Source organism: Angustibacter luteus (assembly GCF_039541115.1).
Taxonomy (GTDB): Bacteria; Actinomycetota; Actinomycetes; order Actinomycetales; family Angustibacteraceae; genus Angustibacter; species Angustibacter luteus.
Genome location: NZ_BAABFP010000002.1, coordinates 521,656 through 537,179, shown reverse-complemented (window position 1 = coordinate 537,179; position 15,524 = coordinate 521,656). Strand labels below are relative to the sequence as shown.

General features: G+C 71.7%; 15 protein-coding genes and 1 tRNA gene. 12 read left to right on the top strand and 4 right to left on the bottom strand.

The window, feature by feature from the left end:
• Positions 1-34 precede the first annotated feature (34 nt).
• Positions 35-193 carry a DUF5679 domain-containing protein gene (locus tag ABEB17_RS02550; RefSeq protein ID WP_345714990.1) on the bottom strand — a complete coding sequence of 53 codons (159 nt, stop codon included), beginning with the start codon at positions 191-193 and terminating at the stop codon, positions 35-37.
• Positions 194-703: 510 nt separating this feature from the next.
• Here ABEB17_RS02550 and ABEB17_RS02545 point away from each other — a divergent pair.
• Positions 704-1,363: an MOSC domain-containing protein gene (locus ABEB17_RS02545; protein WP_345714989.1), complete on the top strand. Its 660-nt coding sequence runs from the start codon at positions 704-706 to the stop codon at positions 1,361-1,363.
• Between the two features lie 73 nt (positions 1,364-1,436).
• Complete coding sequence (locus tag ABEB17_RS02540; RefSeq protein WP_345714988.1) at positions 1,437-2,009, top strand: M48 metallopeptidase family protein; 573 nt, start codon at positions 1,437-1,439, stop codon at positions 2,007-2,009.
• Here ABEB17_RS02540 and ABEB17_RS02535 read toward each other — a convergent pair.
• Entirely contained in the window at positions 1,898-2,563 is a 666-nt protein-coding gene (locus tag ABEB17_RS02535; RefSeq protein WP_345714987.1) for an NUDIX hydrolase, read from the bottom strand. The two genes, ABEB17_RS02540 and ABEB17_RS02535, sit on opposite strands and share 112 nt — an antisense overlap.
• Positions 2,560-3,963: a zinc-dependent metalloprotease gene (locus ABEB17_RS02530; protein WP_345714986.1), complete on the bottom strand. Its 1,404-nt coding sequence runs from the start codon at positions 3,961-3,963 to the stop codon at positions 2,560-2,562. Before ABEB17_RS02530 ends, ABEB17_RS02535 begins: the two co-directional genes overlap by 4 nt.
• A gap of 214 nt (positions 3,964-4,177) precedes the next feature.
• On the opposite strand from ABEB17_RS02530, the gene ABEB17_RS02525 reads away from it, so the two are divergent.
• From ABEB17_RS02525 to ABEB17_RS02510, 4 genes are read left to right on the top strand one after another with little or no spacing between them, the layout of a single operon-like run.
• Positions 4,178-5,233 carry an NAD-dependent epimerase/dehydratase family protein gene (locus ABEB17_RS02525; RefSeq protein ID WP_345714985.1) on the top strand — a complete coding sequence of 352 codons (1,056 nt, stop codon included), beginning with the start codon at positions 4,178-4,180 and terminating at the stop codon, positions 5,231-5,233.
• On the top strand, positions 5,230-5,655 hold the full coding sequence (locus ABEB17_RS02520; protein WP_345714984.1) for a molybdenum cofactor biosynthesis protein MoaE: 426 nt from the start codon (positions 5,230-5,232) through the stop codon (positions 5,653-5,655). The genes ABEB17_RS02525 and ABEB17_RS02520 overlap by 4 nt, the downstream gene beginning before the upstream one ends.
• A 30-nt stretch (positions 5,656-5,685) precedes the next feature.
• A complete protein-coding gene (locus ABEB17_RS02515; protein WP_345714983.1) occupies positions 5,686-5,901 on the top strand; it encodes a hypothetical protein in 216 nt (71 codons plus the stop codon).
• Entirely contained in the window at positions 5,898-7,013 is a 1,116-nt protein-coding gene (locus tag ABEB17_RS02510; protein WP_345714982.1) for a YlbL family protein, read from the top strand. Before ABEB17_RS02515 ends, ABEB17_RS02510 begins: the two co-directional genes overlap by 4 nt.
• Positions 7,014-7,017: 4 nt before the next feature.
• On the opposite strand, the gene ABEB17_RS02505 is transcribed toward ABEB17_RS02510, so the two are convergent.
• Positions 7,018-7,554, bottom strand: a complete 537-nt coding sequence (locus ABEB17_RS02505; RefSeq protein WP_345714981.1) for a PPA1309 family protein — start codon at positions 7,552-7,554, stop codon at positions 7,018-7,020.
• A 197-nt stretch (positions 7,555-7,751) separates the two neighbouring features.
• Here ABEB17_RS02505 and ABEB17_RS02500 point away from each other — a divergent pair, with 197 nt between their 5' ends.
• The 6 genes from ABEB17_RS02500 (at position 7,752) to ABEB17_RS02475 (ending at position 15,511) form a co-directional block, all read left to right on the top strand.
• A complete protein-coding gene (locus ABEB17_RS02500; protein WP_345714980.1) occupies positions 7,752-10,691 on the top strand; it encodes a UPF0182 family membrane protein in 2,940 nt (979 codons plus the stop codon).
• Between the two features lie 10 nt (positions 10,692-10,701).
• The gene (locus ABEB17_RS02495) at positions 10,702-11,130 is read left to right on the top strand and encodes a VOC family protein (RefSeq protein WP_345714979.1); all 429 of its coding nucleotides are present in this window, start codon (positions 10,702-10,704) and stop codon (positions 11,128-11,130) included.
• Positions 11,131-11,297: 167 nt separating this feature from the next.
• Positions 11,298-11,371, top strand: a tRNA-Met gene (locus ABEB17_RS02490).
• A 185-nt stretch (positions 11,372-11,556) separates the two neighbouring features.
• Positions 11,557-13,830: an MMPL family transporter gene (locus ABEB17_RS02485; protein ID WP_345714978.1), complete on the top strand. Its 2,274-nt coding sequence runs from the start codon at positions 11,557-11,559 to the stop codon at positions 13,828-13,830.
• A gap of 86 nt (positions 13,831-13,916) precedes the next feature.
• Positions 13,917-14,870 (top strand): histidine kinase, encoded by a 954-nt coding sequence (locus tag ABEB17_RS02480; protein WP_345714977.1) that lies wholly within the window; start codon positions 13,917-13,919, stop codon positions 14,868-14,870.
• On the top strand, positions 14,858-15,511 hold the full coding sequence (locus tag ABEB17_RS02475; RefSeq protein WP_345714976.1) for a response regulator: 654 nt from the start codon (positions 14,858-14,860) through the stop codon (positions 15,509-15,511). Before ABEB17_RS02480 ends, ABEB17_RS02475 begins: the two co-directional genes overlap by 13 nt.
• The last annotated feature ends 13 nt before the right edge of the window (positions 15,512-15,524 follow it).

Here is a 15,524-nt window from a genome sequence, read left to right as displayed (position 1 = left end):
CCGGCGATGTGGTGCGGTGTCCTGCGGGTGAGGCTCAGGCCTTGCCGAGGATCCGGTTCAGGTTGGTGCCGCAGACGGGGCACACGCCCTTGGCCATGCGACGGCCGTTCGTCTCGACGACACGGCCCTCGGCCTCGCGCTTCTCCTTGCACTTCACGCAGTAGAACTCGCCGCTCCAGGTCTCGTCGGCCATGTGACTCTCCTCGTCGTCTCGGGTGGTCCTCGGTGGCGGTCGGCGTTCCGGCGCCCACTTCGGGCTGACGCCGAACCTCGGAAGGCGGATGCCCTCGTGCTCACCGAGCGGCCTCACCATAGTCCAGGTCGTGCTCAGCATGGTGGAGGGGACCCCGTGTTGAGCACGCGCCGAATCTTCGGCGCAAGAGTTCGAGACCCCCCAGGGCGCGCTCGACGGCTCCCGCACCTTCCCCGTGCGCGGGGGCAGCCTGGTTATCCCGGGGGGTCTCGTGACCGCCCACGCTAGGACCGGCCGGACCGGCAGGTCAACGCCGTCGGCGTGCCCCCTGTGGACGAGGTTCGGGACAACCTGTGGACGTCCCCCGAGGGCCTTGTGGGTGACCGGGGGACGGAGCTGTGGACAACCGGATCCGGCCGCTCAAAAACCGCCCCTGACCTGCGCGTTCGCTATCCCCAGCCTGTGAAAACAAACTCGTTCCTGGATCGGGTGGTCCCGTAGGGTCGGGGGATGGCTTGCGTCCGGTCCGTGAACGTCGGCAAGGCACGTCCGAACCCGTGGAAGGGCATCGCCTCGACCGGGATCGACAAGCGCCCGGTCGAGGGGCCGGTCGCCGTCGCGGCGCCGGGCCCCAAGGGCACCGGGGCCGTGGGTCTGGCGGGCGACCGGGTGTACGACGTCGCGCACCACGGCGGGGACGACCAGGCCGTGTACGCCTACGCGCGGGAGGACCTCGACGCCTGGCAGGACCAGCTCGGCCGGCCGCTGGCCGATGGCTCGTTCGGCGAGAACCTGACCACCGAGGGGCTCGACGTGTCGGGTGCGCTGATCGGCGAGCGGTGGCGGATCGGCCCGGACGTCGTCCTGGAGGTCTCGTGCCCACGGATCCCGTGCGGCACGTTCCAGGGTTGGCTGGGGGAGCAGCACTGGATCAAGCGGTTCACCCAGGCGGCCGTGCCCGGCGCCTACCTACGGGTCGTCACGCCCGGCGAGATCAGCGCCGGGGACGTCGTCGAGGTGCTGGACCGGCCCGCGCACGACGTGAGCGTCGAGCTCAGCTTCCGGGCGTACACGCTGGAACCGGAGCTGCTGCCGCGCCTGCTGGACGTCGACGCGCTGCCGCAGGAGGACCTCGAGATGATCCGTCGGCGGCTGGCCGCCGGCTCCTAGCCGCCGGTTCGTCCGGGCGCCGGCCCGCGCGTCAGACGGGTCGCTGTCGTGGTCGGCGGGTACCGTCGATCTCATGGCTGCCGACGTCGAGGTCCGCCGCAGCCGCCGTCGTCGGCGCACGGTCAGCGCGTACCGCGAGGGCGGTCGCACCATCGTGCTCATCCCCGAGCGGTTCACCCGCGCCGAGGAGGCCGAGTGGGTCGCTGCCATGGTGCAGCGGCTCGAGGCGCAGGACCGTCGTCGGCGGCCGTCCGACGCCGCGCTGGCCCGTCGGGCCGGCGAGCTGTCCCAGCGCTACCTCGGTGGGCAGGCCCGACCCACGTCCGTCGCCTGGGTCTCGAACCAGGCCTCGCGCTGGGGGTCCTGCACGCCCGCCGACGGCACGATCCGGATCAGCTCGCGGGTGCAGGGCATGCCCGGCTGGGTGCTCGACTACGTGCTGCTGCACGAGCTGGCGCACCTGGTCGAGCCACGGCACGGGCGGGACTTCTGGGCGCTGCTCGAGTCCTACCCGCGCACCGAGCGGGCCCGCGGCTACCTCGAGGGGGTGGCCGCGTCCGCGGGATCCGAGATGTCCGAGGACGACGGCGCGGACGACGGCGCGGACGAGAGCGCTGCGGACAGGTCGGTCGAGCCCGCCAGCTGACGGACGGCCCGCGCAACCCGAGCGAGCCGGCGCGGCAGGTCGGCCACCGCCGTGTCCGGCAGCGCGTCCACCGGCCACCACCCGACGGCGTCGCTCTCATCGCTGACCACGGGCTCGTCGTCCCGCGCGGCGAGCGCCACGAACGCGACGTCCAGGTGCTCGCGGCAGCGGCCGAAGGCGGCGGACAGGGCGTGCCGGTCCAGGTCCACCGGCGCCAGCCCGGGCGCGGTGACCAGCTGCAGCCCTGGCACGCCGGACTCCTCGACGCCCTCGCGCAGCGCCGCGCCGGCGAGGCTGGCGTCGCCGGGCTCGAGGTGGCCGCCGAACTGCACCCAGAAGCCGCCCTTGCGGTGCAGCGTGAGCAGGGCGTGCGTGCCGGTGGGGTCGAGCACGAAGCAGCTGGCCGTCAGGTGCGCGGGCGGCCCCTCGCGCCACAGGCCGTCCGGGTGCTCGCGCAGGTGCGCCAGGTAGCCCTCACGCAGCGCGTCCTGCTCGGCCGAGGGCGCCGGCCAGCCGGTGAGCAGCGCGACCGCCTCGTCGAGCAGCTCCGTCACGCCGGGTCCGAGGGCCCGGACTCGCCCGACAGCAGCTGCTCGATGGCGGCGTCGACGGCGGCGGACCCGGCGTCCGCCTGCGCCCGCCGCTCGGCGTAGCCCAGCGGGTCGTCCAGGTCCTCGGCCGTCGGCATCAGGTCGGGGTGGGACCACACGCCGTCCCGGGCCTCGATGCCCTGGGTGTCGCCGATGACCCGCCACAGCGCGGCGGCGTCGCGCAGCCGGCGCGGCCGCAGCTCGAGGCCGACCAGCGCGGAGAAGGTCTGCTCGGCGGGGCCGCCGATGGCCCGACGGCGGCGGACCGTCTCGCGCAGCCCGTCCGCGTGCGGCAGCGTGCTCGCCGCGGCGTCGGTCACCACCTCGACCCAGCCCTCGAGCAGGGCCAATGAGGTCTCGAGCCGGTCCAGCGCGACCTGCTGGGCCGGCGTCCGCTCCGGCTCGAACAGCCCGCTGGCCAGCGCCTGCTGCATGGACTCCGCGTCGCTCGGGTCGGTCTCGCGCAGGGCCGACTCGATCCGCTCGGTGTCGATGGCGATGCCGCGGGCGTAGGCCTCGACGTCGCCGAGCAGGGCCGCGGACAGCCACGGCACGTGCGCGAACAGCCGCGAGCGGGCCGCCTCGCGCACGGCCAGATACAGCCGCACCTCGTCGGCGGGCACGTCCAGCCCCTCGCCGAACGCGGCCACCCCAGCCGGGACCAGGACGACGACCCCCGGCTCGACGAGCGGCAGCCCGATCTCGGTGCCGCTGACCACCTCGGTGGCCAGCGTGCCGATGGCCTGGCCGACCTGCAGCCCGAACACCGAGCCGCCGATCTGGCGCATCATCGCCTCACCCGGACCGCCGGGGCCGGACGCGGCCATCGGCCCGGCGAGCTCCGGCGGGATCTGCTTGGCGAGCGCGTCGGACAGGGCCCGGGCCACGCTCTCGGCGACGGGCTCGACCAGGCGGCGCCACACCGGCTTGGTGCCCTCGACCCACTCGGCGCTGCTCCAGGCCAGCCCGCGGGCCCCGGCCGCCGGCAGCGTCGTGGCCTCGGTGAGCCAGGTGTCGGCGAGGCGCAGCGCCTCGTCCACGGCCCGCTGCTCGGCCTGGCCGACGGTGGCGTCGCCGTGCTCGCTGACCACCTGGCGGGCCACGTCACCGGCGAGCTGCCAGTTCACCGGACCGCCGTCGCCGGGCGTGCTGAGCAGCTTCTGGACCTGGCCCATCATCGCCCGCACCTGGTCGGCGTCCACGTCACCGGCACCGGCCGCCTGCAGCGCCCGGGCCATCGCCTCGGGGTCGCCGCCGGCGAAGAGCTCGGAGAACGGGTCGGACGACGACCCACCGACCGACTCGTCGCCGTCGTCCGGGTCGGAAGGTCCGGGCGGGCCGAAGCCCATCGGTCGGTCGTTCATCTGCCGCTCCTCGCTCGGTGCCGGGTCGTCCGCGCGGATGGCGCGCCTCTGCGAAGATGGCGCCGCCCGGCCGTTGGTCGGCTGTTCACGACGATAACCAGGGAGGTGGCCGGTGAGTTCCCCCGAGTCGCCCACGTCCCCGGGATCTTCACCAACGGCGAAATCCCCAGCACCGGCGCGCCGCCGGATCGGCCGCCGTCCCAAGCGGCCCACGGTGGCTGTCGTCGGTGCGGCGGACGCCCTCGGCACCGTGGTGACCGAGCGGCTCGTTGCACAGGTGGCCGAGGGCACGGTCGCCAAGGTCATTGCCCTGGACGCCGAGCGCGGGACCGCGCAGCACGCGACCTGGCGGGTCGGTCCGGTCGACAGCCCGGACGTCGCCGAACGGCTGCGGGGGGTCGACGTCGTCGTCCTGCTGGCCGCCCCGACCGACCTGGCGACCGCGCTCGGCGTGCCCGCCGACCGCCGCCGCGAGCAGGCAGTGCGCCGCGCGCAGGCCGTCGCGACGGCCACCGCCGCGGTCGGCGCCTCCCGCCTGGTCGCGGTGACCAGCGCGATGGTGCTGGGCGCGACCGCGGACAACCCGGTGCCGCTGCCGGACGACGCCCCCGTCGCGGCGGTGCCGGACTCGGGCACCGTCGGCGACCTGCTCGAGGTCGAGCAGGTGCTCGCCCGGGTGACCCGGACGCACCCCGGGGTCGGCACGACCGTGCTGCGCCCGGCCGCGCTGGTCGGGCCCGGCGTCGACACCATCGTGTCCCGGCACTTCGAGGCGCCCCGGCTGCTGGTGCTGCGCGAGAGCACGACGGTCTGGCAGTTCTGCCACCTGGCCGACCTCGCCGACGCGGTCGTCACCGCCGTCGTCGCCGGGCTGGACGGCGCGCTGACCGTGGGGTGCGAGGGCTGGCTGGCCCAGGATGACGTCGAGCGGTTGTCCGGTATGCGCCGGGTCGAGCTGCCCGCGTCGCTGGCCTTCGGCACCGCCGAACGGCTGCACCGGGTCGGGGTCCTGCCCGCGCCGGCCAGCGACCTGGCCTTCGTGGTGCACCCGTGGGCGGTCGCGTCGTCCGGGCTGCGGGCGGCCGGCTGGGAGCCGATGTACGACAACGAGACCTGCCTGGGGGAGCTGCTCGAGCAGGTCCGCGGGCACCACGCCGTGGCCGCCCGCCGGCTGGACCGCAAGGACGCCGCGCTGGGCGCGGCCGGCGCCGCCGTGGCCCTGGTGGGCACCGCGGCCATCGTCCGTCGACGTCGAGGGAGGCGCTCGTGAGCGACCCGGTCCGGTTGTGCGAGCTACGCGACACCGCGCTGTCCGTGGACGAGGTGCTGGCCGCCGTCGCGGACCGCACGGCGGGCGGGCTGTGCGTGTTCGTCGGCGCGGTCCGCGACATCGACCACGAGCGGGAGGTGGCCGCGCTCGACTACACGGCCCACCCCAGCGCCCACGAGCGGCTGCGCGACGTCTGCGAGCAGGTCGCCGCGCGGCACGACGTGGTGGCGCTCGCCGCGGTCCACCGGGTGGGGCACCTGGACGTCGGTGACCTGGCCGTCGTCCTGGCCGCCAGCGCGCGGCACCGCGGCACGGCCTTCGACGCCGCCCGCGACCTGATCGACACGTTGAAGTCCACCGTGCCGATCTGGAAGAACCAGGCCTTCGGTGACGGAGGGCAGGAGTGGGTCGGGCTGCCCTGACGGCGGTCTACGCTCATGGGGTGAGTCGTCGTGGGTGAGCCGTCGGTCGTGGCGCTCTCGGTCTCCAGCGCGCCGTTCTGGTTCTGGTGGCTGGTGCCGGTGGCCGCGACCGTGGTCGTGCTCGTCGTCGTGGGAGTGGCCCGGCGCGAGCGCCGGCCCAAGGACGGCACCGACACGATCGAGGACTACACCCGTTTCCGCGAGGCGATGGCGCAGGTGCGCCGGCAAGAGAAGGACAGCGAATGAGCCAGCTGGAGAGCCAGGCGCCGTACGTCGACGCGCCGCCGCCCTCGTCGTCCGGCCTGTCCTCGCGGACCCTGACGATGGCGGTGACCGGCATCCTGGCGATCGTGCTCGGCGGGGTGATCTCGCTGCTGCCCGCGCCGTACGCGATCTACGCGCCCGGGCCGGCCACGAACGTGCTCGGCAAGGTCGGCCCGCTCGAGCTGATCACGATCAACCCGCCGACGAAGAGCTTCCGTCCCGTCGACGGCAGCACGCTGGACATGACCACGGTGTCCGTCTTCGGCGGCCCGGGCAACAAGGTCTCGATGCTCGACGTGCTGCGCGGCTGGATCTCGCCGACCCGCGCCGTCGTGCCCGTCGAGCAGGTCTTCCCGCCCGGGCAGACCCAGGGCGAGGCGCAGGCCGAGACGCAGGCCGAGATGTCGGACTCGCAGCAGCAGGCCACGGCGGCCGGGCTGCGGTTGGCCGGCTACACCGTGCCGGAGAAGATCACCATCGCCGACGTCAGCAAGGGGATGCCGGCCGCCAAGGTGCTCAAGGCCGATGACGTGATCACCGCGATCGACGGCACCAAGGTCGTCGACAGCGCCCATCTGCGTGCGACGGTGCAGAAGCTCAAGCCCGGCGCCGACGTCCGGGTGACCGTGCGGCGGAACGGGACGAGCACCGAGCTCAAGACGACGACGGGCAGCTCGGACGGGCGCACCGTGCTCGGGGTGGACCTGAAGACCACCTACGACTTCCCGGTGGACGTCGAGTTCGCCACCAAGGACGTCGGCGGGCCGAGCGCCGGGATGATGTTCGCGCTCGGCATCTACGACCTGCTGACCGAGGGCGACCTCGGTGCCGGCGCGCAGATCGCCGGCACCGGCACCATCGACGGCGCCGGCAACGTCGGCCCGATCGGCGGCATCGCGCAGAAGCTCGTCGGCGCTCGCCGGGCGGGGGCGAAGTGGTTCATCGCGCCCCAGTCGAACTGCAACGAGGTCGTCGGGCACATCCCCGCCGGACTGCACGTGGTGTCGTCGTCGAACCTGACGCAGACCCGGGACGACGTGGAGAAGATCGCCACCGGCGACGGGGCGAGCCTGCCGGTCTGCAAGGCCTCCTGAGGAGTCAGTCCAGGGTTGCGGCGAGCGCGGCGACCAGCCCCGGCACGAGGTCGGGCCCGACGGCGACCGAGCTGGCGTCGTCCTGCTGGCGCTGACGGACGCCGCACTGGTGCTCGCCGCCACGCAGCACGGCGACGACGAGCCGGACGTCCTGGCGCTGCGGGTGCGCGGCGAGGTAGTCGACGGCCTCCTGCTGCCCGGTGGGCAGGTCACGCTCGGCCTCTGGCGGGACGACGACGCGTTCGGCGGTGATGGCCACCCCGTCGACGTCCGGACCCCAGGCAAGCTGCCCGAGGATCGACTCCAGGTGCGAGGTGGCGGGCACGCCGTCCTGCTCGATGGCGATCAGGTGGTCGGGGTCGGCGGCCGCCGCGGTGAGGGTGCCGGGGTCGAGCTGGGTGCGCAGTGCGGGCTCGCGTTCGAGCAGGTCCGTGGTGCGCACCAGGGCGAAGAGCCGGGGCGGCTGGTCCCAGCCCGCTTCGGCGACGTGCCGCTCGGTCTCCAGCAGGGCTCGGGTCAGGGAGTCGCTCACGGCGCCCATAGTGCCAATACCGGACTGTTACACGACAACGGGAACCCCAGGGAGCACAGGTAAGTTGTCCGGACGAGGCCCGCCCCAGGTTGGCCCCGACACCGACAGCAAGGGGATCAACCGTGAGCTTCAACCCACCATGGGGTGGACAGGGTCGCCGGGACGGCGACCGACCAGTGGTCTCGCCGCGTCGCCGCGGTCCGCTGGTGCCCACGATCATCGTGGTGGTCGGCCTCGTGCTGCTCGTGGTCTTTGCCTCACGGGTGTGGGTGAACGTGCTGTGGTTCCAGTCCGTCGGCTACACGAAGGTGTTCAGCACCACGCTGAGCGCGCGGGTGCTGCTGTTCGTGGTGGCGGCAGTGCTCGTCGGTGGTGCGGTGGCGCTCTCCCTGTCGCTGGCCTACCGGACCCGGCCGGTCTACGCGCCGGTGTCCCCGGAGCAGGCGAGCCTGGACCGCTACCGCGAGCAGGTCGAGCCGCTCCGCAAGCTGGCGACCATCGTGCTGCCGGTGGCGGTCGGCCTCATCGCCGGCGCCGCGACGGCCGGGCGCTGGCAGACCTACCTGCTGTGGCTGCACCGCACGCCGTTCCACGTCAAGGACCCGCAGTTCGGGCTGGACGTCGGGTTCTTCGTCTTCACGCTGCCGTTCCTGCGACTGGTGCTGGGCGTCCTGACCGCCGCGGTCGTGCTCTCGTTCATCGCGGCGTTCGTCGTGCACTACCTGTACGGCGGCCTGCGCCTGCAGGGCGGTGACCAGCGGACGACGACGGCGGCCCGCGTGCACCTGTCCGTGCTGGTCGGCATCTTCCTGCTGCTGCGCGGCGCCGGCTACTGGCTGGACCGGTACAGCCTCACCACGGCCGAGCACTCGCTGGCCCGCGACTTCACCGGCATGACCTACACCGACGTGAACGCGGTGCTGCCGGCCAAGCTGTTCCTGGCGATCGCTTCGATCGTGGTCGGGCTCGTCGTCATCGCGGCGATCTGGCTGGACTCGTGGCGCCTGCCCGGCCTGGGCGTCGCCCTGCTCGTGGTCTGCGCGATCGTCGTCGGCGGGATCTATCCGGCTGCGGTGCAACGGTTCCAGGTCAAGCCGAGCGAGTCCTCGCGGGAGCGGACGTACATCGAGCGCAACATCGCCGCGACCCGCGCGGCGTACGGGCTCGACGACGTCGACGTCCAGGAGTACAACGCCAAGACGAGTGTCACGTCCGGTCAGCTGCGCAACGACGCCGAGACCGTGCCGGGCATCCGGCTGCTCGACCCCGCGCTGGTCTCCGACGCCTTCCGCCAGCTGGAGCAGGTCCGGCAGTACTACGCGTTCCCGGACAGCCTGGACGTCGACCGCTACGTGATCAACGGCAAGTCCCAGGACACCGTGGTCGCCGTTCGCGAGGTCGAGCTGGACGGTCTGGCCACCGCGCAGCGCAACTGGGTCAACGACCACACGACGTACACGCACGGCTTCGGCGTGGTGTCGGCCTTCGGCAACAAGCGCGAGACCGACGGCAAGCCGGTGTTCTCCGAGGGCGACATCCCGCCCACCGGTGAGCTCGGTGAGTACGAGCCGCGGATCTACTTCGGCGAGCAGTCGCCGGACTACTCGATCGTCGGTGCGCCGAAGAGCAGCGCCCCGGTCGAGCTCGACTACCCGGACACCAGCGCCAGCGGGCAGAAGAACAACACCTACACCGGCAAGGGCGGCGTCTCGATCGGCTCGTTCCCGCGGCAGATGGCCTTCGCGATCGCCAACCAGGAGTACAACATCCTGGTCTCGGACCGGGTGAACTCCGACTCGCGGATCCTGTTCGACCGCAAGCCGCGGGACCGGGTCGAGAAGGTCGCCCCGTGGCTCACCGTGGACGGCGACCCGTACCCCGCCGTGGTGGACGGGCGGGTGCAGTGGATCCTCGACGGCTACACGACGACGGACAAGTACCCGAACGCGCAGAAGTCCCAGCTGGGTGACGCGACCGCCGACTCGCTGACCGCGCAGACCACGAGCGTGCAGGCGTTGGCCAACAACAAGATCAACTACCTGCGCAACTCGGTCAAGGCGACCGTCGACGCGTACGACGGCACCGTGCGGCTGTACGCGTGGGACCCGACGGACCCGGTGCTGAAGACCTGGATGAAGATCTACCCGGGCACCGTGCGGCCGGTCTCGCAGATCTCCGGCCAGCTCATGTCGCACCTGCGCTACCCCGAGGACATGTTCAAGGTGCAGCGCTCGATCCTGGCGAAGTACCACGTCAGCGACCCGAGCGCCTTCTACGGCGGTAGCGACTTCTGGTCCGTGCCGGACGACCCGACGCACGCCGGCGCCGTCGACCAGCCGCCGTACTACCTGACGCTGCAGATGCCGGACCAGAAGGGCGCCACGTTCTCGTTGACGTCGACCTTCATCCCCAGCGGTGCCGGGACGCGGAACGTGCTGACCGCCTTCGCCGCGGTGGACGCCAACGCCGGTGACGTGGCCGGCCAGAAGCGTGCGGGCTACGGCAAGCTGCGCGTGCTGCAGCTGCCCAAGGACACCGTGGTCTCCGGGCCCGGGCAGGTGCAGAACAACTTCAACGCCAACCCGACCGTCTCGCAGCAGCTGAACCTGCTGCGCCAGGGCTCGACCAAGGTCGAGAGCGGCAACCTGCTGACCCTGCCCGTCGGCGGCGGCCTGCTCTACGTGCAGCCGGTCTACGTGCGAGGCACCGGGACGACGTCCTATCCGTTGCTGCAGAAGGTCTTGGTCAGCTTCGGCGACAAGATCGGTTTCGGCGACACCTTGGACGAGGCGCTGGACCAGGTCTTCGGCGGCAACTCCGGCGCGACTGCTGGTGATGCCGGGGCCGGCGGCGGCGGGACCAGTGGCGGCACGGGAACCGGGACGGGTGGGACGACGAACGCGTCGACCGACCTCGCGAAGGCGCTCGCGGACGCCCAGGCCGCCATCAAGGACGGTCAGGCGGCGTTGGCGAAGAACGACTTCGCGGCCTACGGCGTGGCGCAGAAGGCGTTGGAGGAGGCACTGCAGCGGGCCGTGGACGCGGACAAGCGCGTCGCGGCATCTGGTGGTGCGACTGCCACGCCTAAGCCCTCGGCGACTCCGTCGGCCACGTCCAGCCCGTCGTCCACGGCCTCGACCCCCTGAGGTCGGCGGCATGGAACCGCAGGTCAGCTTCCTGACGTTCGCCACGGCGGACCTGGATGCGGCGCGCGCGTTCTACGTGGCCGGGCTGGGTTGGGCCCCGCTGCTGGACGTGCCGGGCGAGATCGTGTTCTTCCAGGTCGCGCCCGGCCAGGTGCTCGGGTTCTTCGACGCGGAGAAGTTCGCCGCTGATGCCGGGGGAGCGGTGCCGCCGGCGGTCAGCGGCGTGACGCTGTCGCACAACCTGGGGTCGAGGGCCGACGTCGACTCGACCGTCGCGCTGCTCGAGTCGGTCGGAGGGGCGGTGGTGCGTCCGCCGTCCGAGAGCGCGTTCGGCGGGATCTACAACGCGCACGTGCGCGATCCCAACGGGGTGGTGTGGGAGATCGCGCACAACCGGTCCTGGTCCGTCGCCGCCGACGGGACCGTGTCGCTCGGCTGACCCGCGCCCGCCCCCGGCCGTTGATCACGTTAAGCAGGGTTTCGTCCGCTGAGGTAGGCGTAGGAGCCTCGAGAAGTGGCATCAAGCCTCGAGAACTTCGCCGCCGATTTGGTCGAGGGCCGGGTCTGACGTAAGGTTGAGCCAGTTCGGTCGCAAGGCCGGAACGGCGCGGGGTGGAGCAGCTCGGTAGCTCGCTGGGCTCATAACCCAGAGGTCGCAGGTTCAAATCCTGCCCCCGCTACAAGTCGGAAGAGGCCCTCACAGTCACTGTGAGGGCCTCTTTCATGTGCGCAGCCATCTCCGCCCCGGTGCTCAGGGCCGGCCCGGATGGTGGGGATAACCCCACCACAGGTTCGGGGGTGCTCACCGGCTCAGACACCAGCGGGCTCCAGTGATCTGCCGGTGCCGTTCTTCGACGATGGAGACATGACCCTCTCACCCCCTCGCAACCGCGGTGGCGCTCGCCCAGCGACGGCAGATCACGGCGTCCTCGTCCGCATGGTGCGGGGTTGCGCGCTCGTCGCCCAACGTCATCCGAAGAAGATCATCGCCGCGTGGCTGCTGTTCGTGGTCGCCTGCCTGGCCTCCGGTGCCTTGGTCGGCACCCAGAACCTGACCCAGGTGCAGGCGGAGGTCGGTGAGTCTGCCCAGGCCGACGCCCTTCTGCAGCGGGCAGGGCTTCGCGACCCCGCCTCGGAGAACATTCTCATCACCGCACCGTCAGCGGTGAAGGCGAGCGCTGCGGCCGCGGACCTGACCAAGCGGGCGGCCGAGCTGCCCGGTGTCGCGTCGGTGACGGGGCCCGCACAGTCCAAGGACCTGGTTGCCGATGGTGGCCGAACGCTCCTCGTGCAGGTCCAGCTGAGCGGGAGTCCCGACGGCGCCGCCGACCATGTCGAACCGCTGCTCGACCTCAACAAGCAGGTCTCCGCCGATCACCCAGGCACCGAGCTGCAAGAAGTCGGTGACGGGACCGAGACGAAAGCGATCAGCGACGTCATCGGGACGGGTCTTCACCGCGCCGAGCTGATCTCCCTGCCCATCACCTTGCTCATCCTCGTGCTCGCCTTCGGTGCGCTCGTGGCCGCCAGCGTGCCGCTGGTGCTGGGGATTACCTCTGTCGTAGCGGCCATCGGTGCGCTGGGCCTGGTCTCGCACATCGCACCCAACAGCGAGTCGACGTCGGCCATCGTCGTCCTGATCGGTCTCGCCGTAGGCGTCGACTACTCCCTGTTCTACGTGCGCCGCGAGCGTGAGGAGCGCCGACGGGGACGTGGTCCGGCACGAGTTGCCGGTCGGGCCACTCCCGAGTCCGCCTTGATCGCCTCGGCCGCCTCCGTGGGCCGGGCGATCCTCATCTCGGGCCTGACCGTGATGATCTCGCTGGCCGGCTTGCTGATCACCGGCGCCGGCGACCTCGTCTCGGTCGGCCTGGGCACCATCACGGTCGTCGCGATCGCGGTGCTCGGTTCGCTCACGGTGCTGCCGGCGATGCTCGCCCTCCTCGGTGACCGGGTCGACCGTGGCCGTATCCCCGGCTACCGCCGCCGCGCCGCGGCTCGCGCCCGCCGTGAGGAGCGTGCTGCTGGACAGACGATCGGCGTGTGGGCGCGGCTCGCGCGTGTGGTGACCAACCGTCCGCTCACCTTCGTGGTGGCTGCGGTCGCCGTTCTCGGCGCCCTGACCATCCCGATGGTCTCGATGCACACCGGTGACCTCCGGGTCGCCGACCTTCCCCAGGACCTGCCGGTGGTCCAGGCACTGAAGGGCATCGAGAAGTCCTTCCCAGGCGCCCCCTCTGACACCCAGCTGGTCGTCACCGGACACGACCTCGACACCCAGAAGGCCCAGGCAGACCTCACCGCACTCGGACAGAAGGCGAGAGAGGTCACCGGCGGACAGGGGCCCGTCGCCGTCACGGTGTCCTCGAACGGCGACGTCGCCCGCGTCAACGTGCCCATGCCCGACCAGGGCCTTGACGCGGCGAGCAACACCATCCAGCAGCTCCGGGATGACGTGGCACCCACCGCGACCACCATCGACGGCGTCAGCTCCCCGGCACTGGTCACGGGCAGCGCTGCCTCGACGATGGACTACTCCCACCGCATGAGCGTGGCCACCCCGGAGGTCATCGGGTTCGTGCTGCTCCTCGGGTTCCTGCTGTTGCTCCTGGCGTTCCGCTCACCGCTGCTGGCGGCTGCTGTCATGGGCCTCAACCTGCTCTCGATCGGTGCGGCCTACGGTGTCCTCACCTTGGTCTTCCAGCACAGCTGGGCCGAGGCTCTGCTCGGCTCCCACTCGTCTGCGCCCATCATCAACTGGCTGCCCCTGTTCATGTTCGTGGTGCTGTTCGGGCTCTCGATGGACTACACGGTGCTGGTGCTCGAGCGCATCCGCGAAGCTCGGCTCGCAGGACGAAGTGCCCGCGAAGCCGCCGCGGAAGGCGTCGGTGCCACCGCGGGAACCATCACCAGCGCGGCCGTCGTCATGGTCGCCGTGTTCTCCATCTTCGCGACGCTCGACGTGATCACCTTCAAGCAGCTGGGCGTCGGCCTCGCGGCGGCGGTGCTGATCGACGCGACACTGGTGCGAGGCGTGGCCCTACCGGCCGTCGTCGCCCTCCTGGGTGAGCGCGGCTGGAAGATGCCCGGCTGGAAGAATGCCGCTGTCGCAGCTCGTGGAGGGGAGGACACCGCATGAGGGGGTCCACCCCGCGTGGAGGCGAGGCGGCTAGGCCCATCGCCTCGCCCCTGGCGTTCGTGACCGCACTCAGCGCCATCATCGTGGTGACCTGCACGGCCGCCTGGGCGGCGGCCGGGGGCGGCTACTTCTGGCCCAGCTGGGTGATCCTCGGGTGCGCGACGGTCCTGCTGCCGCTCCTGTGGCGACAGAACCTGCGCGGCAAGGCCAACACGCCGCGTTCTCGGGTGCGACGGCACCTCGAGGTCAGCGTCGCCCTGTCTGCCGCCCTCGTGTTCGTGTGGGCCTTCAGCGGCGCCCAAGGCCCGTGGGTTCTCTGGTCAGTCATCGGACTGGGCGTGGTGCTGGGGGTGCATGCCCTCATCGACCTGCGCGACGAGCTGCCGTCGTTCGGGACCCGCACGCTGCAAGAGCGCGTCGACACGCTCAGCCGTACGCGCCGTCAGGCCGTCGACGCGCAGGCCGCGGAGCTGCGCCGCATCGAACGCGACCTCCACGACGGTGCGCAAGCCAGGCTCGTCGTGCTGACCATGCAGCTTGGCCGGGCCGAGGCCGCGGTCGCTCACGAACCCAAGGCGGCCGCGCTCGTGCGCGCTGCCCGGGAGGAAGCCAACCTGGCCATCCGTGAGCTGCGAGACCTCACCCGGGGCATCGCACCGCCAGTGCTTGCCGACCGGGGCCTGGTCGCGGCTGTTCAGTCCCTGACCCAGCGCGGTCGCGCCACCCTCGAGGTGGTCGGAGGCGACGACGGGCGCAGGCCGCCGCCCACGGCCGAGGGCGCCGCCTACTTCGTGGTCGCCGAGGCGCTGACGAACGCCACCAAGCACGCTCCTGGCGCGGCGGTGCACGTGCGCATCGCGTTCACCCCCGATGCCGTCAGCGTCGACGTCACCGATGACGGCCACGGCAACGTCGACCAGGCAGGCACCGGTGTGCAAGGGTTGCGTGCGCGTGTCGAAGCGCTGGATGGCACGTTCGTCCTCACCTCGCCAGCCGGCGGCCCAACCCACGTGCATGCGGAGGTGCCGTGCGCGTCGTGATCGCTGAAGACCACGCACTGCTCCGCGAGGGGCTCGTCGCCTTGCTCAACGATGTCAACATCGACGTCGTCGCGACGACCGACACCGGGCCTGGTCTGCTCAGCATCGTCGCGGAGCACGACCCCGACCTGGCGATCATCGACGTCCGGTTACCTCCCACCTTCGCCGACGAGGGCATCCGGGCGGCGATCGAGGCGAGAGCCAAGCACCCCGCACTGGCGACACTCATCCTGTCGCAGTACGTCGAGCCCGTGTACACCGCAGAACTCCTCGACTCGCCCGGCGCCGGTCTCGGCTACCTCCTCAAGGAGAGAGTCAGCGACATCGCCGACTTCGTTGATGCGCTGCACCGCGTCGCGGCCGGCGGCACCGCCCTGGACCGAGAGGTCGTCTCAGAGCTCGTCCGCACCCGATCCGCCGTCAGCAACAAGCTCGATCAGCTCACGCCGCGCGAACGCGAGACGCTGGCACTGATGGCCGAAGGTCGCACCAACGCCGGCATAGCCAGGGAAATGGTCGTCACCCTCGGCGCCGTCGAAAAGCACATCTCCAACATCTTCGCCAAGCTCGATCTCCCCGACACGGACGACGATCACCGCCGCGTTCTCGCGGTCCTCACCTTTCTCCGCGCCGAGACCTGAGGGGGTTGACCAC

What these genes read in the sequence shown, in the direction of transcription:
- ABEB17_RS02495 (WP_345714979.1), top strand. Translation starts at nt 10,702, where the DNA reads ATGGAACCGCAGGTCAGCTTCCTGACGTTCGCCACGGCGGACCTGGAT.
- ABEB17_RS02505 (WP_345714981.1), bottom strand. Translation starts at nt 7,554, where the DNA reads ATGGGCGCCGTGAGCGACTCCCTGACCCGAGCCCTGCTGGAGACCGAG.
- ABEB17_RS02530 (WP_345714986.1), bottom strand. Translation starts at nt 3,963, where the DNA reads ATGAACGACCGACCGATGGGCTTCGGCCCGCCCGGACCTTCCGACCCG.
- ABEB17_RS02540 (WP_345714988.1), top strand. Translation starts at nt 1,437, where the DNA reads ATGGCTGCCGACGTCGAGGTCCGCCGCAGCCGCCGTCGTCGGCGCACG.
- ABEB17_RS02485 (WP_345714978.1), top strand. Translation starts at nt 11,557, where the DNA reads ATGACCCTCTCACCCCCTCGCAACCGCGGTGGCGCTCGCCCAGCGACG.
- ABEB17_RS02550 (WP_345714990.1), bottom strand. Translation starts at nt 193, where the DNA reads ATGGCCGACGAGACCTGGAGCGGCGAGTTCTACTGCGTGAAGTGCAAG.
- ABEB17_RS02510 (WP_345714982.1), top strand. Translation starts at nt 5,898, where the DNA reads ATGAGCCAGCTGGAGAGCCAGGCGCCGTACGTCGACGCGCCGCCGCCC.
- ABEB17_RS02545 (WP_345714989.1), top strand. Translation starts at nt 704, where the DNA reads ATGGCTTGCGTCCGGTCCGTGAACGTCGGCAAGGCACGTCCGAACCCG.